At 74.4% G+C, this 22,199-nt stretch carries 15 protein-coding genes and 1 pseudogene; 7 read left to right on the top strand and 9 right to left on the bottom strand.

Annotated features, from left to right (window positions below; translation table 11 throughout):
- Positions 1–46: 46 nt before the first annotated feature.
- Positions 47–616 (top strand): GNAT family N-acetyltransferase, encoded by a 570-nt coding sequence (locus LE181_RS18960; protein WP_225662501.1) that lies wholly within the window; start codon positions 47–49, stop codon positions 614–616.
- Here LE181_RS18960 and LE181_RS18965 read toward each other — a convergent pair.
- The gene (locus tag LE181_RS18965) at positions 597–821 is read right to left on the bottom strand and encodes a hypothetical protein (RefSeq protein ID WP_225662502.1); all 225 of its coding nucleotides are present in this window, start codon (positions 819–821) and stop codon (positions 597–599) included. The two genes, LE181_RS18960 and LE181_RS18965, sit on opposite strands and share 20 nt — an antisense overlap.
- Before the next feature lie 177 nt (positions 822–998).
- Here LE181_RS18965 and LE181_RS18970 point away from each other — a divergent pair, with 177 nt between their 5' ends.
- The 3 genes from LE181_RS18970 (at position 999) to LE181_RS18980 (ending at position 5,352) form a co-directional block, all read left to right on the top strand.
- Complete coding sequence (locus LE181_RS18970) at positions 999–2,213, top strand: sensor histidine kinase (protein ID WP_225662503.1); 1,215 nt, start codon at positions 999–1,001, stop codon at positions 2,211–2,213.
- Positions 2,210–2,938: a response regulator gene (locus LE181_RS18975; protein WP_225662504.1), complete on the top strand. Its 729-nt coding sequence runs from the start codon at positions 2,210–2,212 to the stop codon at positions 2,936–2,938. The genes LE181_RS18970 and LE181_RS18975 overlap by 4 nt, the downstream gene beginning before the upstream one ends.
- A gap of 275 nt (positions 2,939–3,213) precedes the next feature.
- Positions 3,214–5,352 (top strand): PIG-L family deacetylase, encoded by a 2,139-nt coding sequence (locus tag LE181_RS18980; protein ID WP_225662505.1) that lies wholly within the window; start codon positions 3,214–3,216, stop codon positions 5,350–5,352.
- A 60-nt stretch (positions 5,353–5,412) separates the two neighbouring features.
- Here the strand turns inward: LE181_RS18980 and LE181_RS18985 are convergent, their stop codons facing one another.
- The 5 genes from LE181_RS18985 to LE181_RS32250 all read right to left on the bottom strand — a co-directional run bounded on the left by LE181_RS18985 (position 5,413) and on the right by LE181_RS32250 (position 16,915).
- Positions 5,413–7,050, bottom strand: a complete 1,638-nt coding sequence (locus tag LE181_RS18985) for a GMC oxidoreductase (RefSeq protein WP_225662506.1) — start codon at positions 7,048–7,050, stop codon at positions 5,413–5,415.
- A gap of 103 nt (positions 7,051–7,153) precedes the next feature.
- Complete coding sequence (locus LE181_RS18990; protein WP_225662507.1) at positions 7,154–8,350, bottom strand: cytochrome P450; 1,197 nt, start codon at positions 8,348–8,350, stop codon at positions 7,154–7,156.
- A gap of 197 nt (positions 8,351–8,547) precedes the next feature.
- Positions 8,548–11,307 carry an AAA family ATPase gene (locus tag LE181_RS18995; protein WP_225662508.1) on the bottom strand — a complete coding sequence of 920 codons (2,760 nt, stop codon included), beginning with the start codon at positions 11,305–11,307 and terminating at the stop codon, positions 8,548–8,550.
- Entirely contained in the window at positions 11,304–14,060 is a 2,757-nt protein-coding gene (locus LE181_RS32475) for an AAA family ATPase (RefSeq protein ID WP_225662509.1), read from the bottom strand. The genes LE181_RS18995 and LE181_RS32475 overlap by 4 nt, the downstream gene beginning before the upstream one ends.
- On the bottom strand, positions 14,057–16,915 hold the full coding sequence (locus tag LE181_RS32250) for an AAA family ATPase (RefSeq protein ID WP_308103156.1): 2,859 nt from the start codon (positions 16,913–16,915) through the stop codon (positions 14,057–14,059). Before LE181_RS32250 ends, LE181_RS32475 begins: the two co-directional genes overlap by 4 nt.
- Positions 16,916–17,269: 354 nt before the next feature.
- Between LE181_RS32250 and LE181_RS32480 the strand changes: the two genes are divergently transcribed.
- Positions 17,270–18,049 carry a 4'-phosphopantetheinyl transferase family protein gene (locus tag LE181_RS32480; protein WP_225662510.1) on the top strand — a complete coding sequence of 260 codons (780 nt, stop codon included), beginning with the start codon at positions 17,270–17,272 and terminating at the stop codon, positions 18,047–18,049.
- 47 nt (positions 18,050–18,096) lie between these two features.
- Here LE181_RS32480 and LE181_RS19020 read toward each other — a convergent pair whose 3' ends face one another.
- Complete coding sequence (locus LE181_RS19020; protein ID WP_225662511.1) at positions 18,097–18,735, bottom strand: DUF4352 domain-containing protein; 639 nt, start codon at positions 18,733–18,735, stop codon at positions 18,097–18,099.
- Between the two features lie 94 nt (positions 18,736–18,829).
- On the bottom strand, positions 18,830–20,062 hold the full coding sequence (locus tag LE181_RS19025; protein WP_225662512.1) for an acyl-CoA dehydrogenase family protein: 1,233 nt from the start codon (positions 20,060–20,062) through the stop codon (positions 18,830–18,832).
- 151 nt (positions 20,063–20,213) lie between these two features.
- Between LE181_RS19025 and LE181_RS19030 the strand changes: the two genes are divergently transcribed.
- Positions 20,214–20,855 carry a TetR/AcrR family transcriptional regulator gene (locus LE181_RS19030; RefSeq protein ID WP_190107765.1) on the top strand — a complete coding sequence of 214 codons (642 nt, stop codon included), beginning with the start codon at positions 20,214–20,216 and terminating at the stop codon, positions 20,853–20,855.
- Positions 20,856–21,153: 298 nt separating this feature from the next.
- On the opposite strand, the gene def is transcribed toward LE181_RS19030, so the two are convergent.
- Positions 21,154–21,702, bottom strand: a complete 549-nt coding sequence (def, locus tag LE181_RS19035) for a peptide deformylase (RefSeq protein ID WP_225662513.1) — start codon at positions 21,700–21,702, stop codon at positions 21,154–21,156.
- 165 nt (positions 21,703–21,867) lie between these two features.
- Between def and LE181_RS19040 the strand changes: the two are divergent.
- Positions 21,868–22,199, top strand: a pseudogene (locus tag LE181_RS19040) (DUF1727 domain-containing protein); the annotation flags it as partial.

Consider the following 22,199-nt stretch of genomic DNA (forward strand, 5'->3'; position numbering starts at 1 on the left):
TGCGCAACCCCTGAGCCTGCTGGGACGGGAGGGCTAGGGTGGGGAGATGTTCACTGCTTTTCGCTCCTATGTCATTGCTCCGGGTTTTCTCCTGCGCCCGGCGACACCGGACGACGCGGACGGCCTCGCCGTGGCCTACCGGCGCAACCGGGAACATCTGCGGCCGTGGGAGCCGTTCCGGGACGAGGCGTTCTTCACGGCGGACGGACAGGCGGACCGGCTCCGCAACCTGGCCGGGCTGCGGCGGACCGGGCGGGCGATGCCCTGGTTGCTGGTGGCCGACGAGGGGCAGGGCGACGTGGTGGGCGTGGTGAACCTGTCCAACGTCGTGCAAGGACCGTTCCTCAACGCCACTCTCGGCTACTGGATCGCGGCCGCCCACACGGGCAAGGGGCTGGCCCCTTCCGCCGTGACGGCGGTGTGCCGGGACGCCGACGAGCAGCTGGGGCTGCACCGGATCGAGGCGGGGACCGTCACCTCCAACACCGCCTCGCAGCGGGTGCTGGCCAAGTGCGGATTCGAGCTGATCGGCAAGGCCCCGAACTACCTCCACATCCACGGGGCGTGGCGGGACCACTTCCTCTTCCAGAAGATCCTCAACGATCGCCCCGCCTGAGGCCCCCGGCCCCGGAGTCCGCGGCCACCACGAGCGTCACGCCCAGCACCACCAGCACGGCGTTCGCATATATCTCGTAACCGTGCAGAAAGCCTGCGTACCGCACGAGCGCCCAGTAGCGGAACCAGCCGGTGGCCCAGTGGAGAATGCCGGCGAGCCCCTGCAGGACGAGAAGGCCACCGAGACCTTCGAGAAGTTTCTTCATGCGAGCCATCGTCGTCCGCCGCCCCCGGCCCGGGCATCGGCCGGAGGACTGCACGATGCCGCCGGAAGGAGAGGAAAAACCGGGCGCCCCAATCCCAAAGTCCCGACGTCGGCAACTTTGGTAGCAAGCACCGGCCCGACGGGCCGGCGGCGGTGTTCCGGTCAGTAGATTTGCGGCGTGACCAGGAACCGCAGCGGCAAGGCAGCCGCCCACGGCACCGGCCTCGCGGGCCGGACCCCGCGCACGGTGCGCGACTGGGCCGTCGACGTCCTCTGCCTCGCCGCGGCCGCGCTGGTGGGGCTGCTGGCCGCGGCGGCGCTGCGCACGGATCCGCACACCTCCGGGGCCGTCCTCCTCACCGATCAGATCGTCGGTGCCACCGCGTGCGCGGCGCTGTGGGTGCGCCGGCGATGGCCGGTGGGGCTGGCCGTGACGCTGGTCGCGGTGAGCACGGTCACACCGCCGTCCGCGGGCGCCATGCTGGTGGCGCTGTTCACCGTGGCGGTGCACCGGCCCTTCGCGGTGACCGCCTGGGTGGGCGGGGCCGCGCTGCTGTCCGCCGTGGTCTCCGCCGCCGTGCGTCCCGACCCCGACCTGACGGTCGCGGTCTCGGCGATCACGGGGGTGCTGATGGCGCTGACCGCGATCGGGTGGGGCGTGTTCGTCCGCTCCCGGCGCCAGTTGCTGCTGTCGTTGCGCGAGCGGGCCCAGCGGGCCGAGGCCGAGGCGGGGCTGCGCGCCGAGCGTGCGCAGCGGCTGGCCCGGGAGCGGATCGCCCGGGAGATGCACGACGTGCTGGCGCACCGGCTGTCGTTGCTCTGTGTGCACGCGGGGGCCCTGGAGTTCCGGGCCGACGCCTCCCCGGTGGAAGTGGCCCGGACGGCCGGGGTCATCCGCTCCAGCGCCCATCAGGCGTTGCAGGAGCTGCGGGAGGTGATCGGCGTGCTGCGCGCCCCCACGGTGGCCGACGCCGGGGAGCCGGGCCGCCCGCAGCCGACGCTCGCGGCGCTGGAGGGGCTGGTGGAGGAGTCCCGTCAGGCGGGCGCGGCGGTCGTCCTCGCCCAGCGGGTCGCCGACCCCGCGGCGGTGCCCGACGTCGCGGGCCGCACGGTCTACCGCATCGTCCAGGAAGGTCTGACCAACGCCCGTAAGCACGCGCCCGGTTCGGAGGTCACGGTTGTCGTCGAAGGTTCCCCGGAACGGGGGCTGACGGTCGAGGTGAGGAACCCCGCAAGCGTGGCGGTGGCGGACGGCCCGACGCCGGTGCCGGGAGCGGGGCAGGGCCTGATCGGCCTTGCCGAGCGCGCCGCGCTGGCGGGTGGCCGCCTGGAGCACGGCCCGGACCCCGGCGGAGGTTTCCGCCTCCGCGGCTGGATACCGTGGCGGCCATGAACGCGCCACCCCCGCCACCGCCTCCCGCCGGCCTCCGGGACGCGCAGGAGCCGCAGTCCCCGCCGATCCGGGTGCTCCTCGTCGACGACGATCCGCTCGTCCGGGCCGGGTTGTCGTTCATGCTGGGCGGGCTGCCGGACATCCGGATCGTGGGCGAGGCGGCGGACGGCTCGGAGGTGGCCGCGCTCGTCGACCGGCACGCCCCCGACGTGGTGCTGATGGACATCCGCATGCCGTCGCTGGACGGGCTGGCCGCCACCGAGCGGCTGCGCGGGCGCGAGCGGGCGCCGGAGGTGATCGTCCTGACCACGTTCCACGCGGACGATCAGGTGCTGCGGGCGCTGCGCGCCGGGGCCGCGGGCTTCGTGCTCAAGGACACCCCGCCCGCGGAGATCGTGGAGGCCGTGCGCCGGGTGGCGGCGGGCGCCCCCGTGCTCTCCCCCGGTGTGACCCGGCAGCTGATCGCCCGGGTCACGGACCGGGCGCAGGACGAGCGGGGCGGCCGGGCACGCGAGCGGCTGGCGCTGCTCAACGACCGGGAGCGGGAGGTCGCAGTGGCCGTGGGGCGCGGGCAGTCCAATGCGGACATCGCCGCCTCCCTCTATCTGAGCGTGGCGACGGTCAAGGCGCACGTCTCGCGCATCCTGACCAAGCTCGGTCTGAACAACCGGGTGCAGATCGCCCTGCTCGTCCACGACGCCGGGGAGCTCCCGGACGACCTCTGAGGTCCCTGCCCCGGGGCCGGACGGCGCCCGCGGTGACCCACCGTAGTGCCCCGGGCGCGCCCGGCAGCGCGTTGCCTGATCGCCTCGGAATCTATGTCTCGCCGTGGCATGGCTGTTACACGACCGCAGGGAAACGGGGGGTTGCGGATCATAAGATCGGAGTCTTGATCAGCGGGGCGATCGATGGTAGTCGCCCCCGTTTCGTGCACTACCGCGCTCACTTGGCGCAGGGGATGGGGGAAACGCCTGTGCCAGGGCGAATATCGCGTCGGCGCGTGCTCCAGGTGGCGGGCGGCGGCTTGGTCGCCGGAACGGGCGCGGTGGGTGCCTGGCAGTGGCTGGCCCCGGGGGCGAAGGACGACGGCAGCTCCGGACGGTTCACGGCGAGCCCGGCGCGGGCCGCGGTGTCCGAGTCGTACGTCCACATCATGGCGCACGCCGACGACTCCCTGTACTTCATGAACCCGGAGCTGGAGCAGGCCATACGCAGTGGCGCACCGGCCGTCACGGTGTGCATGACCGGCGGCGAGTCCGACGGCCGCAACGCCCTCAGCCGCAGCCCCGGTTACGCGCAGTTGCCGGAGAAGCGCCCGGAGTTCGTGCGCGCCCGGATCAACGGCCTGCGGGAGGCGACCGCCCACATGGCCACCGGCGACTGGCTCAGCCCGTGGACGGTGGAGAAGACGTCGCTCGTGCCCGGTCTGGAGGTCGAGCTGCAGACGCTCAAGGCCGCCCCCCAGGTCCAGTTGATCTTCATGGAGCTGGTCGAGGCGCGGGTCATGCGCGCGCCGCGCAAGGACAGCCTGCGCGGACTGTGGCTCGGTGCGACCCCGAGCCTCACCACGCTCGTGCCGGCCGCCAGCCCCGTCGAGCGCACCTTCCAGTACAGCCGGCAGCAGGTCGTCGACTCGCTCACCGCCGTGCTGGAGCGCTACCAGCCGACGGTCGTGCGGACCCTCGACCCGAACCCGACGCACCTGCCGAAGCAGCCACAGTACGCCGGCACCCCGTCCGTCCTGGAGGGCATAGCCCGGCACGACCACCAGGACCACACGGCCTCCGCCCACTTCGCGCAGGCCGCCCTGGCCCAGTACTGGGGCCGCAAGCACGCGCGCCCCACGGCCGTGGACAGCTACGTCGGCTACGAGGTGGCCACGCTGCCCAACAGTCTCGACAAGGCCACCACCGCCCACAAGATCGAGATCCTCGACATCTACGGCTGGGCCGACGGCAGGGACTGCGGCGACCCGGCCGGCTGCGGCGACCGCAAGGTCGGCAACCGCTCGAAGGACACCCGCTGGTCCGACAACCTCCGCCACCGGGCCACCGGCACCCAGCGGTGGGTGCAGCCGCTTCCGGACGGCCGGCTGGCGGCCTTCGCGATCCTGGACGGCCGGGCGCAGTGCTGGGTCGAGACCAGGGCCGGCAGCGGCGTGTGGTCCAAGCCGGTCCCGGCCGGCGGCTCCATGCTGGAGGGCCAGCTGCAGGCGCTGCGCCACGCCGACGGCACTCTGCAGTTGTTCTCGGTGCGGACGGTTCTGCCGGCGCCCGGCACGGCGCACCGGCGCGAGGTCGTCACGGCGTCGCAGACCGGACGGCTGCCCGGTGGCGCACCGACGTTCGGGTCCTGGGAGTCCCTCGGCTCGCCCGAGGAGGAGCCGGAGCGGTCCATGGAGGTGGGCTATCCCGTCGCGGTCGCCGGCCAGGACGGGACCGTGCACGTCTTCGTCAAGAACTGGGCGGGCGGCGTGAGTTGCCGCTCCCGCTCGGGCGGCGGGGACTGGACGGAGTGGGAGGAACTGGGCACGGAGCCGGACCGGCCCGTGCGGGTCGAGGACGGTCTGGACGCCGCGCTGGACGGCAAGGGCCGCGTGCACGTCGTCGCGGCCGACACCAGGACGGTCCACCACTGGATGTCGGCGGGGCCGGGCACGGTGCCCGAGCCGGCTGCCGCGACCCGGTTGCCGGCCGCCACGGGCCCGCTGTCGCTGGCGGCGCTGCCCGGCGGTGGCATGCGCCTGGCCATGCGCCGGCCGACGTCGTCGCAGGTGGTCGTCGCGGACCGGCAGGCCGAGGGCGGCTGGCGCGTGACGTCCCAGGGCGAGTCCATCGGCGGCTACGGCCGGGTGGCGCTGGCCCAGGCCGGCGGCACCACGGTGCTGGCCGCCCGGGACGACAAGGGCCGGATGCGGCTGTCCGCGGGCGCCGGCCGGCCGGGCCCCTGGCAGGAGGAGGGCGTGCCGCACCGTGGAACGGCGGGCATCGCCCAGGACGCCAAGGGCCGCCCGGTGGTCGTCGTCCTCGGCATGGACGGCCGGCTCAGCAGTGCCCGGGGCAGGGGCACCGGCCGGTCGGCCTTCACCGACTGGATCGCGCACGACGGCAGCGCCCTCAGCGAGCTGCAGGACTCCTAGCCGAAGGCGCGCGGGGATTCCGCCGCCCCGCCCGGGTCCACCCGGGCGGGGCGGCCGGTTTCACTTCGCGGAGATGTCCTGCTGGATGACGCGCTCCATGTTCCGCTCGGCCAGTGCCGTGATGGTCACGAAGGGGTTCACGCCGATGGAGCCGGGAATCAGGGAACCGTCGGTCACATAGAGGTTCTTGTATCCGGAGACCCGGCCGTAGAGGTCCGTGGCCTTGCCCAGGACGCAGCCGCCGAGCGGGTGGTAGCAGAAGTCGTCGGCGAAATTCTTGAGCTTGCTGCCGAAGAGGTCGTAGCGGTACATCGTGGTGTTGGCCTTGTTGATGCGGTCGAAGAGCGACTTCGCGGCATTGACGGCCGGGGTGTTCTGGTCCCGGGTCCAGCGCAGCGTCGCCCGGTCGGTGGCCTTGTCGTAGACGAAGGTGCCGCGCTCGGGGTTCTTGGTGATCGCCAGGTAGAGGCTGACCCAGGTCTCCAGGCCGGCCGGCATGGGGGCGATCTCCGCGAAGACGGGGGCGGCCGGATTGTCCCAGTCGTCGATGCCGAGCGCGGGGATGGACGACTGCTTGGCGCCCGTGGGGTTCCACACGTGGTTGGCGCGGGCGGTCATGATGTTGCCGTTCGGGCCCCAGCCGGCGCCGACCTCACCGCTGAGGTCGGGCAGCGCACCGGTGTCGCGGGCACGCAGCAGCAGTTCGGTGGAGCCGAGGCTGCCGGCGCCGAGGAAGAGGTACGTGCAGGTGATCTCCTTGGTGGCGATCCGCTTGCCGTAGGCGTCGGTCTCCTCGATGGTCAGGACGTACGAGCCGTCCTTCTGCCGGCCGATGGTCTTGACCTTGTGCATCGTGCGGATGGTGACCTTGCCGGTGCCGAGGGCGGCGGCCAGGTAGGTCTTGTCCAGGCTCATCTTGCCGTGGTTGTTGCCGTAGATGACCTCGGTGGCCAGCGCGGACTTGGGGACCTCACCGGCCGCCTCGCGCCGCATGTAGTCCCAGTCGTAGACGTTGGGGACGAACGTGGTGCCCAGGCCCGCCTTGCCGGCCTGCTCGCGCGAGACGCGGGCGAACTTGTACCACTCGGTGTCCTCGAACCACTTCTTGTCGATGTGGTTGACGCGCAGGACGGAATTGGCGCGCGGGAAGTACCGGTCGTACATCTCCGCGGCGTCGACCCGCGGGAGGACCTCCTCGAAGTAGGAGCGCTTGGGCACCACGGCCATGCCGCCGTTGACCAGGGAGCCGCCGCCGACGCCGCGGCCGACGTAGACGGACATCTGGTCGAAGTTCACGCGGTCCAGGACACCGGCGTAGGGGGTGATGTCCTTGTTGACCACATCGAGCCAGAGGAACGAGCCGAGGGGGGCCTCGGTGCGGCTCTTGAACCAGGTGGAGCGCTCGTCCGGCTTGAGCATGTTGGGGAAGATGTTGCCGTCGGCCCCCGGCTTGTCCCACTGCTGTCCCATTTCGAGCATCAGCGTCTGGACGCCCGCCTCGCCGAGCCGCAGCGCGGCGACGGCCGCGCCGTAGCCGGTGCCGATGACCACGGCGGGCACGAATGAGCCGTTGTCGCCCTGGCCGGCGGCGTGCGCGCGGGGTGCCGCGGAGATGGTCGTCGCTCCGCTGAGGGCGGCGGCGCCGAGGGCCGCGAGGCCGAGCAGCCGGCGGCGCGACAGGTGCTGGTTCTCTACCACGGTGGTGTACCTGACCTTTCGGATACTGCTGGGGGGCCGCTGTGACGTGCGGCGTGACGAACCGGAGTGGTCTGAAGGGGGTCGTGTGGGGCGGGCGTTGCCGCTACCAGGCGACCGGCAGCCGGTGGACGCCGTGCACCGGGGCGTCCTGCCGGAGGGGTATCTCCGCGGCGGGCACGGCCAGGCGCAGTCCGGGGAGGCGGTCCAGGAGCGCGGTGAGGCCGGTGTCCAGGGTGATGCGGGCCAGGGGGCCGCCGAGGCACTGGTGGGCCCCGTGGCCGAAGGCGAGGTGGCCGGTGGTGTCGCGGGTGAGGTCGAGCAGGTCGGGGGCGGGGAACCGGCGCGGGTCGCGGTTGGCGGCGGCGAGGGAGACCACGACCACCTCGCCGGCCCGGACGGTGGTGCCGCCGACCTGCACGTCCTCGCGGGCGGCCCTGGTCGGGCCGTGGTCGACGACGCTGAGGTAGCGCAGCAGTTCCTCGACGGCGTGGTCGGTCCGCCGTCGGCCCGTGCGCAGCGCGGTGAGCAGGCCGGGCCGGTCGAGGAGGGCGAGGACGCCGAGGCCGAGCTGGTGGGCGGTGGTCTCGTGGGCGGCCGGCAGCAGCAGGAAGGCCATGGCGGCCAGTTCGTCGTCGGTGAGGGCGGGGTCGGCGTCGATCAGGCCGCTCAGGAGGTCGTCGGCAGGGTGGGTGCGGCGGAGCCGGACGAGCCGGTGCAGGCAGGCGGTGAGGGAGGCGCAGGCGCCGGTGATGTCCTCGGCGGAGGTGCCGGAGCCGCTCCACACGGCGGCGTCCCGCCGGAACCGTTCCCGTTCGCCGTCGGGCACGCCGAGGAGTTCGCAGAGCAGCAGGGCGGGCAGGGGCAGGGCGTAGTGCTCCATCAGGTCGGCCGGGGAGCCCGTGCGCTCCATCGCGTCGAGGAGCCGGCCGGTGATCTCCTCGGCCCGCTCGGTGAGGCGGCGCATGCGGTGCTCGGTGAACTGGGCGGCGAGCAGCCTGCGGTAGCGCCGGTACGCGGGAGCCGTGGACGCGCCCGGTGTCCCGGGCCGGGCGGGCGGGTGTTCCGGCAGGGTGGCGGCGCGCGGCACGGCCGGGTGCGCCGCGTCCGCCCGGGCGGTGAAGCGTGCGTCGGCCAGTACGGTGCGGGCGGTGGAGTGTGCGGTGGCCAGCCAGCCGGAACGGCCGTCGGGAAAACGCACCGGGGTGAGTGCCTCTTTCCCGTACAAGGAGTGCAGCCCGGCCGGCGGGTCGAAAAGGCTGTCGCGAGCAGGGGGGAAGGCCACCGGCACGCCCTGGGTCATGTCCCGCCTTTCGGGGTGACGCCGCCCGCGACGTCATGGTCGGGGCGGCGCGTCTCGCCTACGCACAAGCCGTTCACGGTGGGCCGGACAACGATGTCGGCACCCGTGAAACGACGGTATGGAGACCCCGGGAAGGCTGTCAACGGAACCGGTTACCCGTGGCCCTAACCCTGGGGGGTACGGCCCCTGAGGTTCGGTTACCTGCGGTAAGTCGAGGGCTTCGGTTCGGTTCGGTCCGGCAGCAGGTGCGCCAGTGCGGAGAGCTGGGAGCGGCCGGCGACGTTCAGCTTCCGGTAAGCGTGGGTGAGGTGTTTCTCCACCGCGCGGGAACTCACCTCCAGCCACTCGGCGATGTCCTTGTTGGAGGCCCCGTGCGCTGCGAGCCCGGCCACCCGGCGCTCGCTGGGGGTCAGCAGGGCGACGGCGGCCGAGGCCGTGGAACTGGCGAAGTTCTGCAGCTCCCGCCCGGCCCCTTCGGCGAGCCAGGACGCGCCGCAGTCGAGGGCCTGGGCGAGGGCCAGGCGCAGTTGCGGCTCGGCCTCGGCCAGCCCGGCCCGCAGCAGCCGCCGGCCGAGCAGCAGGGAGGTCCTGGCCCGCTCCACGCCGTTGGGTGACTTCTCCAGCGTGGCCGCGGACTCGCGCAGCAGCACGAGGCCCTCCGCGCCGCCCGTCAGCGCTCCCTTGACGCGCTGGGCGCGGCCGATGGCGACGGGGGTGCCCCAGGCCACGGCCCGGGCGTACTCCTCCTCGATCAGGTCGTGGGCCCGGTCCGTGTCGCCCATGCGGTAGTGCAGCCCGGCGGCCCAGGCGCGCCAGGGGAAGACGGCGGGGTTGCGCCAGTCGGCCCGCTCGGCGGAGCGGCCCCAGTCGAGGAAGTACTCCAGCGCGGTGGGCAGGTCGCCGCGCTGCGCGGCCGAGGAGCCGCGGATGAGCTGCAGGGAGGAGGGCCGGTAGCCGTGGTCGGCGCCCTCGCGGCGGAAGGCCAGCAGGCGCCGGGACAGTTCGGCGTCGCGGCTCTCGATGGCGAGCAGGACGAGGGCGGTCATCCCCTGGAGGGTGGCCCAGTCGGCCGCCCCCAGCCGCAGCGCCTCGTCGGCGGCGGCCCGGGCCTCGGCGATGCGGCCCTGGGCGAGCATCACATGGGTGAGTTCGACGGCCACCACGGCCTGCGGAACGGTGCTGTTGTCGCGGCGGGCCCGGTCGCGGGCGGTCGTCAGCCAGGGGCCCAGCGCCTCCAGGGAGTCCGCGGCGATGAGGGTGTTGGTCAGCAGCGGAAGGGCGGTGTGGGTGTGTTCGGGGGACGCGGGTTCGTGCTGCAGGACCCGGTTGGCCAGCGATGCGACCTCCGCGGCGGACATGGTCTGCGACATGGTGACGCCGTGCAGCAGGACGGTGATCAGCTCCCGCTCGGCGGCGGTGGTCAGCGACGGTGCAGGGCCCAGAGAGCGCAGGCGGTCGGCGCACAGGGGCAGTTGGCCGGGTCCGGTGACGGCGACGTGGCGCAGTCTGGCCTCCAGGCGCAGGGCCAGTTCCCGGTCGTCGCCGGTGAGCCGCCCGGGGTCGCCGAGTTCGGCGGCGAGCCCGGTGACCGCTTCGACGGTGGGCCGCGGGCAGCTGCCGAGCAGGGACGGCGGGATGCGGACGGCGGCCTTGGCCCGCTGGACGGCGGAGGGGAGCAGCAGCAGGGCCTGGGAGACGTGCCGGATCGCGGCGGGCGGGTCGAAGGCCCGCTCGATGGTGGCCAGGTCGACGAGCAGGGCGGCCCGTTCGGTGCCGGAAGGGGCGCTGCCGAGCAGGGCCCGGCGCAGGTAGCGGGCCGCGTCCTCGGGGGCGCCGCGCCGCAGGGCGGCGCTCGCGGCGGCCCGCAGGACCTGTATCGCCCAGCCGTCCTGGCAGGAGGGCGCGGCGAGCAGCTGGGCGGCGGCCCGTTCGGCCGGGTGGCCTCCGCTGTGCAGCAGGAGGGCGGCGTAGACGTGGATGTCCTCCTGTTCCGCGGGCGTCATCAGCTCCTCGACGGCGTCGCGGACGGCCGGGTGGGCGAAGCGGAGCTCCGGGCCGCCGGCGAGCAGCCCGAGCCGGTGCAGGCCCCGGGCGGCCTCTTCGCGGCCGGTGTCGTCCAGGCCGGCGAGGCGGCCGACGAGTTCGGGGTCGCGGCCGTCGTCGAGGACGGCCAGGGCCTTGGCGAGGTCCTGGACCGGAGCGGGCTGGGAGCGCAGTGCCACGGTGAGGCGGTCGCGCAGGGCGGGCAGGGGGGCGGCGCGGACGGTGTGCGCCTGGGCCACGACGGGTTCGCCGTCGGCGGCGAGCGCGGTCAGGGTCGCGGTGAGGAACATCGGGTGGCCGCCGGTGGCCTCGTGGCAGGCGGCGGCGTATTCGGGGTCGGCCGGGCGGCCGAACGCGTCGGCGACGAGGGCGGCCGTGCCGGCGGGGGTGAGCGGGCCGGGGCGCAGGACGTGGGCGGCGCGGTCGGTGATGTCGTGGATGCGGGGCTCCTCGGCACCCGGTTCGCCCTCCCGGACGGCCACGACGACGGTGACGCGCAGCCCGGTCAGCCGCTTGGCGAGGTGGCCGAGCCAGCGCAGGGAGGGCCCGTCGGCCCATTGGAGGTCGTCGACCACCATGAGCAGCGGTTTGTGGGCGCTGCGGTCGGCGACGAGCGTGAGGAGCTCGCCGTACGGGTCGTGGCCGGGCGGGTCCAGGAGGGCGCCGGGCCGCAGGGGGTCCAGGAGCTGGCCGGCCACGCCGTAGGCGAAGTCCCGTTCGAGGACGGCGCCGCTGCCGGTCAGGGCCTGGGTGCCGCGGCGTTCGGCGAGGGCGGGCAGGGCGCGCAGCAGGGCGCTCTTGCCGGTGCCCATGCCGCCGGTGACGGCCAGCAGGGAACCCGCGCCGGCGTCGGCGGCCTCCAGGGCCGCCGTGACCAGGTCCAGCTCGCGTCGCCGGTCGAGCAGGGGTGTCATGACTTCTCCCTCGGTGCGCGCCCCAGCGCGTCGGCCAGCTCCGGGCGTCCTTGGATGCCCAATTTGCGGTAGACCTTCGTCAGATGCAGTTCGACGGTGCGCGGCGTCACCGACAGCTCGGCCGCGATGGTGCGGTTGGCGAGCCCCTGGACGGCCAGGTTCGCCACGCGCAGCTCGGCGCCGGTGAGCCCGCCACGGGGTGCGGGGCCGCGGTCGGTGGCGGGAGCGTCCCCGGTGGCGGGCCGCTCGGGCCGGCCGGGGCCGGCCGGTCCGTCGGCCGCCGGGGCCCGGCTCCGCAGCAGCGGTGCGACGGTGTCCGTGCTGGAGAGCGGTGCCGTGGCCAGGGCGGTGAGCGCCTGCCGGTACTGCCAGCCGGCCGGTGCGGCGGGGTCGGCCGGGGCGCCCGGGTCGCCGGTGGCGAGGAGGGTGCGGGCGACCGCGTAGGGCGCGCCCCAGGCGAGCGCGAGGCGGCGTTCCTCGGCCATGAGGAAGGCGGCGGAGGGGTCGTTCGGGTCGTTGCCGCGGGCCTGGGCGGCGGCCGAGCGCCAGGGCAGCAGGGCGGGGTTGGCGACCTGGCGGGTGAGCAGGAGGCGGCCGCATTCGAGCAGGTCCGCCAGGGCCCGGTCGCGGTGGCCGGTGGCCAGGTGGGTGCGGCCGCGGGCGAAGAGCAGGTACGCCCAGCCGATGCTTCCCTCGGCGCAGCCCTCGCGGGCCAGTCCGATGGACCGCTCGGCGTGGTCGAGGTCGCCCTTCTGCAGGAAGATCAGGGTTTTCAGGGCGACGAGCAGGGAGGTCGTGCTGGGGTGCCAGCAGTGCGGCGGCATCAGTTCCTGGGCCCGGTCCAGGGCCGTGGACGCCTCGGCGGGCCGTCCTTCGTGCAGCCGGGCGAGGGCCGTGGTGACGAGCGTGGCGCCGGCCACGGCACGGGCGTCGGCGTGTTCGGCGCGCAGGAGCACGGTGTCCAGGCCCGCGTGGGCCTCGGCGAAGTCGCCGGTGAGGACGAGGGCGTGGCAGGCGGTGGCCTGCGCGGCCAGCGGGGTGGTGTCCGCCGCGGCCGGGGCGAGGGCGGCGCGGGCCAGTTCGCGGGTGCGGGTGATGTCGTGGCCGCTCAGCGCGGCGCGCCAGGCGGCGACGGCGGCCTCGGCGGGGTGGGCGGGGCGGTCGGCGAGCGCGGGTACGGGGGGCCGGTCGAGGGGGTGGGTGGTGTCGGGCTGGACGTGTTCGGAGAGCCAGTACAGGGCGCGCAGCGCCCCGTGTTCGGGGTCGCGGAGCCGGTTGCGGGTGGCGAGGTGGGCGATGAGGGGCTGGGCGGCGGCGACGTCGCCGCGGGCCACGAGCAGGTCGGCGGCGCGGACCCAGGCGGGGCCGGCGGTGGCGTCGGCGGGGGTGAGCAGGGCCTGGCGCAGGTGCCGGTCGGCGGCCTCGGGTGCGGAGGGGAGGACGGCGGCGGCGAGTTCGGTGAGGGTGCGCACGCGCAGCTGCGGTGCCATGGGTTCGCGCAGGGCGCGCTGGAGCAGGCGGGCCGCTTCGGCGGGGCGGCGGGTGGCGCGGTGGCGGGCGGCCTCGCGGCGCAGGACGTCCACCGCCCATGCGGCTCCGAGGACGCGGGCGCCCAGCAGCATGCCGGCCAGGGTGGCGTCGGGGAGGGCGGCGCGGTGGGCGTGTTCGGCGGCGCGGGCGTAGAGCTCCTCGCGGCGGTCGGAGCTCATCCGCGCCAGGACGGCGTCGGCCGCCCGGGGATCGCGGAAGGCGGGGCGGTCGCCGCCGGTCAGCAGGCCGGTGCCGGACAGGAGTTCCAGGGCGCGCCGGGTGCCGACGGTCCGGGGGGCGGCCACGGCGCCGAGCATGTCGCAGGTGGCTTCCCGGCCGCAGACGGCGACGGCGCGCAGGACGTCGAGCAGTTCTTTGGGGAGCGTGGTGAGCGTTCTGGCGGCGCGTTCCCTGATGGCTTCGACGGTGCTGTCGTCGAGCCGGGGAAGGTGGTCCGCGCGCGGTGTCCAGCCGTGGCGTGCGAAGCGGCCGGCCACCGCGTGCAGCACGGCGGGGTTTCCGTCGGTGGCGCGGGCGGCGGCGTCCCGGAAGGCGGGGTCGGCCGGTGTGCCGAGCGTGGCGGTGAGCACGGCGTCCACACCGTCGGCGGACAGCGGAGCGAGGCGGAGGGTGTGCCGGGTGACGGCGGTTCCGTCGTCCACGGCACGCGGGCGGAGGTGGTCGTCGGGTCCGGCGGGGGTGGCTCCGCTGCGTGCGGTCAGCAGCATCAGCGGGGTGCCGGGCAGTCTGCGGGCCAGGGCGCGCAGCCAGCGCAGGGAGTGCGGGTCGGCCCATTGGACGTCGTCGATGACGACCATCAGGGGGTGGGTGCGGGCGGCGGTGAGGAAGGCGTGGCAGAGGGTGGCCGTGTGGTCGGCGTCGTCCTGTCCGGGTGCGAGGGGCAGGCCGATGCCGGTGGGGGCGATCGCGGTGGTCAGCTGGGCGGCGACGCCGTAGCGCAGCCGGGTCTCCTCCCAGGACGCCTGGGCGGCGGCGACGCGTACGCCGGCGTCGCGGGCGAGTTCGGCGGCCCGCTCCAGCAGGGCGCTGCGACCCGTGCCGGGGGCGCCGTGGACCTCGGCGAGTGCCGGGCGTCCGGCGTGCAGCGAGGTCAGCAGGGTGGTCAGGAGCCGCTGTTCCGCGTCGCGTTCGACGAGCGGTGCGGCGGTGGGCGGGGCCGGGGGGCGGCGGGGCGGGCGTTCGTCCGTCACCTGTGGTGTCACCCGGCCCTCCGTACGGCCCGGCCGCCGTGTGCGGGGGCGGCGGGTGTGCGGCGGGGGCCGGGGGCGGCCAGCTGGCGGGGGAGGTCTGCCCGGCCGCGCACATCGAGCTTGCGGTAGACGTTGGTCAGGTGCATCTCGACGGTGCGGGGGGTGATGAACAGGGCTTCGGCGATCTCTCTGTTGCTGATGCCGCCCCTGGCGAGGGTGGCGATGCGGCGTTCGCTGTCGGTGAGCGAGTCGAGCGGGCTGACGGCGATCTGGGACATGCGGCCGCCGGCGGTCAGCAGCTGGGTGCGGGCGACGGCGCTGAGCGCGTGGTAGCCGCAGCGGGTGGCCAGTTCGATGGACTGCCGCAGGTGGCGCCGGGCCGCCCGGGCGTCGCCGCGGGCGAGCAGTTCGTGGCCGAGCTGGTAGGTGGCCTTGGCGTGTTCGAGGCGGGCGGGTGAGTCGGCGAGGACGTCCACGGCCTCGGCGAGCCGGTCCACCCGTACCCTTCCCTCGGCGACGACGGCGGCGGCTATCAGGCCGATGCCGTGGGCGCGGGGGGTGCCCCAGCGCCGGATGTGCGGTTCGACGCTCTCGACGACGGCGGTGGCGTCGCCGGTGCGCCCCATCCGCACGAGGGTGGTGGTGGCGGGCAGCCACCAGGGGGCGAGGACGGGGTTGGTGACGCCGGCCTCGTCCAGGCTCCGCCCGCAGCGCAGCCACAGGTCCAGGGCGCCGTCGAGGTCGCCGAGTTCCCGCCGGATGCGGCCCTGGACGTAGAGGTAGTGGTGCCACTCCCAGATGTGCCGGTCGGCGCCCCCGCGGCCGACGTGGTCGAGGATGCCGGCCGCTTCCCGGGCCTTGCCCTGGGAGAGCAGGACGGTGGCCAGGGCGATCTGCGGCATGGGGGAGCCCGCGGTGCGTTCGCTGTGTTCCGCGGTGTCGACGGCGGCGCGGGCGTCGGCGGCGGCGCCGGGCACGTCGCCGGTGCCGTAGAGGAGGAGGGAGCGGCCTGCCAGTGCGGCGACGTGCGTGTGCGGCTCGTAGTGGGTGCGGCTGCCGGAGAGCGCCCGTTCCAGGCCGGCCAGCGACTCGTCCACCTCGTCGGCGAGGCCGAGGACGACGGAGGCGCCCAGCACCCACCAGCTGGAGGGCGCGGTCTCCTCGACGCGCAGGGAGCGGCGGGCCAGCGCGGCCGCCTCGTGGGCGGGTCTGCCGTCCAGCGCCGCGTAGGTGCTCATGGCGGCCAGCAGCCGGCGTTCGGCGGGGCTGTCGCCGTGCGGTACGGGCCAGGAGCGGGCCCGCTCGCGGGCCGTGGCCATGACCGCCTTCTCGTTGACGGCGGTGACCAGGAACGCGGATGCGACGCCGGTGCGCAGCTCGTGTTCGGCGGGGGCGGGGTCGGCACCCAGTGCGGTGTGGAGGCCGTCGAGGACGCGCCCGAGGGCGCGGACGGCCTCGGGGGCGCGGCCGGTGTGGAGGGCGGCCAGGCCGTACTCGACGGCGATGGGGGCCCGGTCGAGGGGGCCGGTGGCGGCGTCGAGGGCTTCGCGCAGGTGCCACAGGGCCATGGCGGGGGCGATGCGGGCGCAGGCCCGGGCGAGTTCGACGCGGATGTCCCGGCGCTGGGCCTCGGTGCCGGCGGCCAGGGCGCGTTGCAGGTAGCGGACCGCGGCCTCGGCGGCGGCGCGGCCGGGGGCCTCCGTGGCGGCGTCGCGCAGCACGTCGAGCATCCAGGGCTCGTCGAGCTCGGCCAGCAGCACGAGTTGTTCGGCGACCTCGGCGGCGGGCCGTCCGGTGTCGTTGAGGATGCGGGCGGCGCGGGCGCGCAGCTCCTCCAGCTCGGGCGCGGGCAGGTCGGCGAGGACGGCCGTCCGCACGGGGTCGCACATGGTCTCGGGCTCGCCGGGGACGATGATGTCGTTGCGGCGCAGGGCGTCCATGGCGGCCGTCATCCGGGTGCCGGTGACTCCGGAGAGCGCGGTGAGCAGGTCGGTGTCGACGCGGCCGAGGACGGCCAGGGCCCGGGCCACCCGGCGCACCGGGCGGGGCTGGCCGGCCAGGTGGGCGGGGACGGCGTGGGCGGCGACGGCCTCGCCGGCGGCGGCGATCCGGTGCACTCCCGAGGCGTCGGGGCGGACCCCGGCCTCGCGCAGTCCGTCGAGGAGCCGGTGCAGCAGCCGGGGGTTGCCGCCGGTGACCTCGGCGCAGCGGCCGACGAACCGCTCGTCGGGCGTGTCGCCGAGGACGTGGGCGATCAGGCGGGCGATGGCGCCGTCGCCGATCGGCCCGATGTCCAGGAGGGTGCAGCGGTCCTGGGCGAGCATCTCGGCGAGCACGGGGGTGCCGGGCCCGTCGCAGTCGGTGCGCTGGGACATGAGCAGGAGCAGCGGCCGGGCGGCGGCCCTGCGCAGGACGAAGTCCAGGCACTTCAGGGAGGTTTCGTCGCACCACTGGGCGTCGTCGACCACGAGCGCGAGGGGGCCTTCGGCCATGAGGTCCAGGGCCTGTGCGTGGACGCGGCGGTGGGCGGCGTAGCCGTCGAGGGCGCTGGCGGCGGGGGTGTCGGCCGGGGTGCTGAGGGCGACGGCTCCCGGCCCTAACAGGGCGCGTATGCCGCGGCCTTCGCCGGTGGCGCGGTCACCGGGACGGCCGGCGTGGTGACGGACGGTGAAGCCCGCCGGGTGCAGGCGGTCGCCGACGGCGCTCAGCAGGGCGCTCCTGCCGATGCCCGCGGGACCGCGCAGGAGGACCGCGTGAGCGGTCCCCTCGCGGGCGCGCGCAGCGAGCCGCATCAGGCCGCTCAGCTCGACGGAACGGCCGGCCAGGCGTTGGGGACCGCCCTGACCTGCATCGAAGGTGACCGCCACGGCGTTCCTCTTTCATGAAGCCACACTCGACCTCTGACGACCGACGTGCTGACGGACGGCCCGGGGAGAGGCCGACTTGCACGATCAAGATCGGAAACGACGGTAACAGTACCCCTAATAGGGACCCATCACGATTGAGCCAGAATGGCGAACACCTGCGGCCAGGGGAGAACGCCGGGTAACCGAGCTCCCGACAGGACCCCCCGTCCGACTGTCTTTGTCGATGTAATTGCGATTCTTGACAGACAGAGCCCGAAAATGCACGTCTCCCCGGGGCTTGATATCCGATGGACATATGACTCATGTACGCTGCGGCGTTCTGCCCGTCCGCCACCGAACGACCCGGAGCGACCTGTGCAGCTACACCTCGACCCCGCCGGCGGCCTCCGTCCGGACCACGGCTTCGACGCCCCCTGGCCACAGACTCTGCCCGCACCGGCCGTGGGCACACTGGACCTCTGGCTGCTGCACACCCCGGAGCCCTGGCTCCGGGCCGCATCCCCCGACCGTTCCCCGCTCGACGAGCAGGAACGCGCGCGGGCGGCCTCCTTCGTCCGCCCCCTCGACGCCGCCCGGTACGTCGCGGCCCATCTGATGCTGCGCCGGGTCCTCGGCGCCTACCTGGACCTGCCGCCGGGCGAGGTGGACTTCGTCCGCGAGGAGTGCCCCTGCTGCGGCGAGCCGCACGGCAGGCCCGCCGTGTCCGCTCCCGGCGCCCCGCACTTCTCCATGTCGCACGGCGGCGACCTCGTCCTCGTCGGCGTCGCCGCCGCACCCGTCGGCGTGGACGTCGAGCAGCTCCCCGCCGCACACACCGTCTCCGACGTGTCCGGGGCGCTGCACCCCGCCGAGCGCCACGAGATCATGGCGGCGCCCGAGGAGCGGCGGGCGGCGGTCTTCACCCGGCTGTGGGTGCGCAAGGAGGCGTATCTGAAGGGCCTGGGCACCGGGCTGGGCCGCTCCCCCGACCTGGACTACCTGGGCAACGGCGGCCCCGGCACCCCCGCGTGGCCCGCCGGCTGGACGATCGTCGACGTGCCGGTGGGCTCTGGCCACGCCGCGGCCGCGGTACGCGGCGAGCTCCACAGCCGGTACGACGTCAGGCGGCTGAACCCCGAGGGGCTCGCCGCCTGAGGTCCGCCGCCCGAGGCCCCGCCGCCCGGGGTCTCAGCCGCGGGACGTCACTTGGCGACGGTCCACTGGCCGGTCTCCTTGCCGTAGCCGGAGTCCGGGGTGAACGTCACGGACTTCGGCTTGGCCTTCTCGGGGACGGAGACCACGACGTAGCCGAGGGCCTTCTCCCCCGCCTTGAGCTTGACCGTCGCCGGCATGCTGGGGCCGGCGGTGGTCGAGCCGATGGACTGGGTGAACGCCTGCCCCTGGTCGTCGACGACCTTCACACCGTTGCCGGGGCTGTCGTCGTAGACGGTCTGGCCCTTGTTGACGATCTCGAACTGCGCGGCGACCCAGCGCTTGCCCGGCTTCGGCTGCATGTACTTGTTGTCGCTCGTGGCCGGGTCGGCGAAGTTCTTCAGGGTGACGGCGATCTGGGCACCGTTCTTGGCCTTGAGGGTGGCGGTGCCGCCGACGCTCAGGGAACCGCCCTTGTCCTGGGCGGGCTTGTCCTGGGCGGAACCCGGGCCCTTCGGGTCCTGCGGTGCAGGGCTCTGGGCCGCCGATGCGGACTCCTCGGGCTTGGCGTCCACGCCGTCGCTGTTGCAGGCGGTGGCGGTGGCCGCGAGCGCGATGACGACGGCGGCGGTGGAGAGCTGACGACGCATGATGGTGGATCCCCCGTACTGGTCTGTCTTGACGTGCACATTCTTACGGCACGTCAGGGCCGGATCGCGCCCTCGGAGCCCCGTGTGGAGCTCCTGTGACAATCGGGGGATCAAACCGTGGTGATCGATACGGTCAGCGGATGGGGAGGCCCGACACGGCCCTCGCGATGACCAGCCGCTGGATCTCGCTGGTGCCCTCGAAGATGGTGTAGATCGCTGCGTCCCGGTGCATGCGCTCCACCGGGTACTCGCGGGTGTAGCCGTTGCCGCCCAGGATCTGCATGGCCTGGGCCGTCACGGTCTTGGCCGTCTCGCCCGCGAAGAGCTTGGACATCGACCCCTCCGCCGAGGTGAAGGGCTTGCCCGTGCTCGCCATCCACGACGCGCGCCACACGAGCAGCCGGGCGGCGTCGATGCGGGTGCGCATGTCGGCGAGCTGGAAGGCGACGCCCTGGTTGTCGATGATCGGGCGCCCGAACTGCACCCGGGTCCGCGCGTAGTCCAGCGCGACCTCGTACGCGGCGCGCGCGATGCCGACCGCCTGGGCGCCGACGGCCGGGCGGGACGCCTCGAAGGTGGCCATCGCCGCGTTGCCGGCCGCACCCCGCTCGGCACCGCCGCGGGCACGTTCGCGGGCGCGGGCCAGCCGCTCGTCGAGGCGCTCCTTGCCGCCGAGCAGGCAGCGCCCGGGGACGCGGACGCCCTGGAGGACGACCTCAGCGGTGTGCGAGGCGCGGATGCCGTGCTTCTTGAACTTCTGCCCCTGCGAGAGGCCGGGGGTGCCGGGCGGGACGACGAACGAGGCGTGCCCGCGGGCGCCGAGCTGCGGGTCCACCACGGCGACGACGACGTGGACGTCGGCGATCCCGCCGTTGGTCGCCCAGGTCTTGACGCCGTCCAGGACCCACTCGTCCCGGGCCTGGTCGTAGCGCGCCTTGGTGCGCATCGCCGAGACGTCGGACCCCGCGTCGGGCTCGGAGGAGCAGAAGGCGGCGATCTTCACGTCGTCGGCGTCGCCGTACATCTGCGGCACCCAGGTGCCGATCTGCTCGTCGGTGCCGTTGGTGAAGACGCTGATCGCGGCGAGTCCGGTGCCGGCGATGGCGAGGCCGAGGCCGGCGTCGCCCCAGAAGAGCTCCTCCAGCGTGACGGGCACCCCCAGGCCCGTGGGGTCGAAGAACTGCTGGGCGTAGAAGTCGAGGGAGTACAGCCCGATCCTGGCGGCCTCGCGGACGACCGGCCAGGGGAACTCCTCCCGCTCGTCCCACTCCGCGGCGGCGGGCCGCATGACGTCGGCGGCGAAGCCGTGCACCCAGTCCCGAACGGCCCGCTGGTCCTCGCCGAGCTCCGGCGCGAAGTCCCCCATGACCCCTCCCCTGCACAGCTTACTTACGGTAACGTGAGTGTGTTACTCGCCGGTAGCAGGTGTCAACCACCCCGCCCCTCGAATCCGCTCCGTGGAGCGGGTGTTACTTTGCGCAGGCGTTGTGAATCACTGGGCGGGGAGGCACGTCTTTATGGAGACCAGTCAGCGGGACGAACAGCAGCGGGCGGCTGAGCAGCGGCGCAGGGAGCTGCTGGAGGCCGCCGACCGCGTGGTGCTGCGGGACGGGCCAGGGGCGTCGATGAACGCCATCGCGGCGGAGGCGGGGATCACCAAGCCGATCCTCTACCGCCACTTCGGCGACAAGGGGGGCCTGTACCGGGCGCTGGCCGTGCGCCACACCGACGCCCTGCTGTCGGGTCTGCGCGCCGCGCTCGACGCCCCGGCGGGGCGGCGCGAGCGGGTCGAGGCGACGCTCGACAGCTACCTCGCGGCCATAGAGGCGCGGCCGCAGGTCTACCGCTTCCTGATGCACCCGGACGAGGGCAGGCCCGGCGACCCGGGCTTCGACGTGGGCCGGCACTCCGCCCCACTGCTGCGCCGGATGGGCGAGGAGCTGGCGCTGGTCATAACCGAGCGGGTGGACCTGGGGCCGGACGGCGACGAGCTGGCCCGCGCCTGGGGCCACGGGATCGTCGGCATGATGCACGCAGCCGGCGACTGGTGGCTGCGCGAGCGCCCGTGCCCGCGCGGCCGGCTGGTGCGGCACCTGGCGGACCTGCTGTGGGGCCGGCTGGCGGTCTCGGGCGAGCGCGCGGACGGCCCGGGCTTCTGAGCCCGGGGGCACGAGCCGCCGGTCTGAATCCGCGGGCCGAAGCCCGTGGGCCGAGCCCCCGGATCCGAAGCCCGTGGGGCTGAGCCGGGGGTCCGACGCCCCGGGCGCTCAGCTGCGCGTGTCCCAAGCCCGGCGAGCTGAGCCCGCAGGTTTCCAAGCCCGTGGGGCTGAGCCTGCGGGTCCGAGGACCCCTGGGCCCGAAACCCGGGGAGCTGTGCCCGCGGGTCCGAGGACCCCGGATCCGGCCCCCCGCTTCCCGGCGGGCCCGCCGGGGCGGGCGGAGCGGGCGGAGCGGGCGCTACGCCACCGTGTCCGCCCACCGGGCGCGGCGTGCGGCCCGTAGCGCGCGCCGGCGCCGCAGCCCCGTCAGGTGGTCGACGTACAGTCCGCCGTCGAGGTGGTCGCACTCGTGCTGCAGGCAGCGGGCGAAGAAGCCCGTACCCCGCACCCGCACGGCCGCGCCGTCCACGGTGAAGCCCTCGACCACGGCCTCGTCGAAGCGCGGCGTCCCGGCTTCGATGCCGGGCAGGGACAGGCAGCCCTCGGGGCCGCGGACGGTGATGCCCTCGGCGGCGACGAGCCGCGGATTGACCAGGTGCCCCAGGTGGCGGCGGTCCTCGTCGTCGGGGCAGTCGTAGACGAAGACCCGGAGCGGGACGCCTATCTGGTTCGCGGCCAGGCCCACGCCGCCCGCCGCGTACATCGTGGCGAACATGTCCTCGACGAGGGCGGCGAGATCCGCGTCGAAGGCCGTGACCTCCTCGCAGGGTGCCACGAGCCCCGGGTCTCCGAGCAGCCTCATGGGCCGCACTCGTCCTGAACTGCCGGGAATCGTGCCTCTTCGCATGGCCACAGGGTACGTTCCGTGGACGGCGGGTTCGGGCCCGCGCCCGGATCTCGATAGGCTGATCCCCGACCGAAGCCTCCTGGCTGACGATTCGGCGCGGAGGGGGCGTTCCACACCGGCGGACCAGGGACAGGCGCGGCGCCGGAACAAGGAGGATCTAGGACGATGGCAGGCAACTCGGGGCCCCTGTCGCCGCGGGCCAAGCTGGCCGTGACGGCGGGCAAGGCGGCTGCGGCGGTGTCGCGGGCCGCGGGCCGCGGCAGCGGGTCGGTGATCGGCGGCAAGGTCGCGCTCAAGCTCGACCCCGACCTGCTGGCCCGGCTGGCAACCCACCTGGACGTGGTCCTGGTGTCGGCCACCAACGGCAAGACGACCACGACCCGGCTGATCGCCGAGGCGCTGCGGGCCAGCGGACCGGTGGTGTCCAACGCACTGGGCGCCAACATGCCCGCGGGCATCACCTCCGCCCTGGCCGGCGGCTCGGACGCGCGCTACGG

It is taken from the genome of Streptomyces sichuanensis, from assembly GCF_020328095.1.
Classification (GTDB): domain Bacteria; phylum Actinomycetota; class Actinomycetes; order Streptomycetales; family Streptomycetaceae; genus Streptomyces; species Streptomyces cinnamoneus.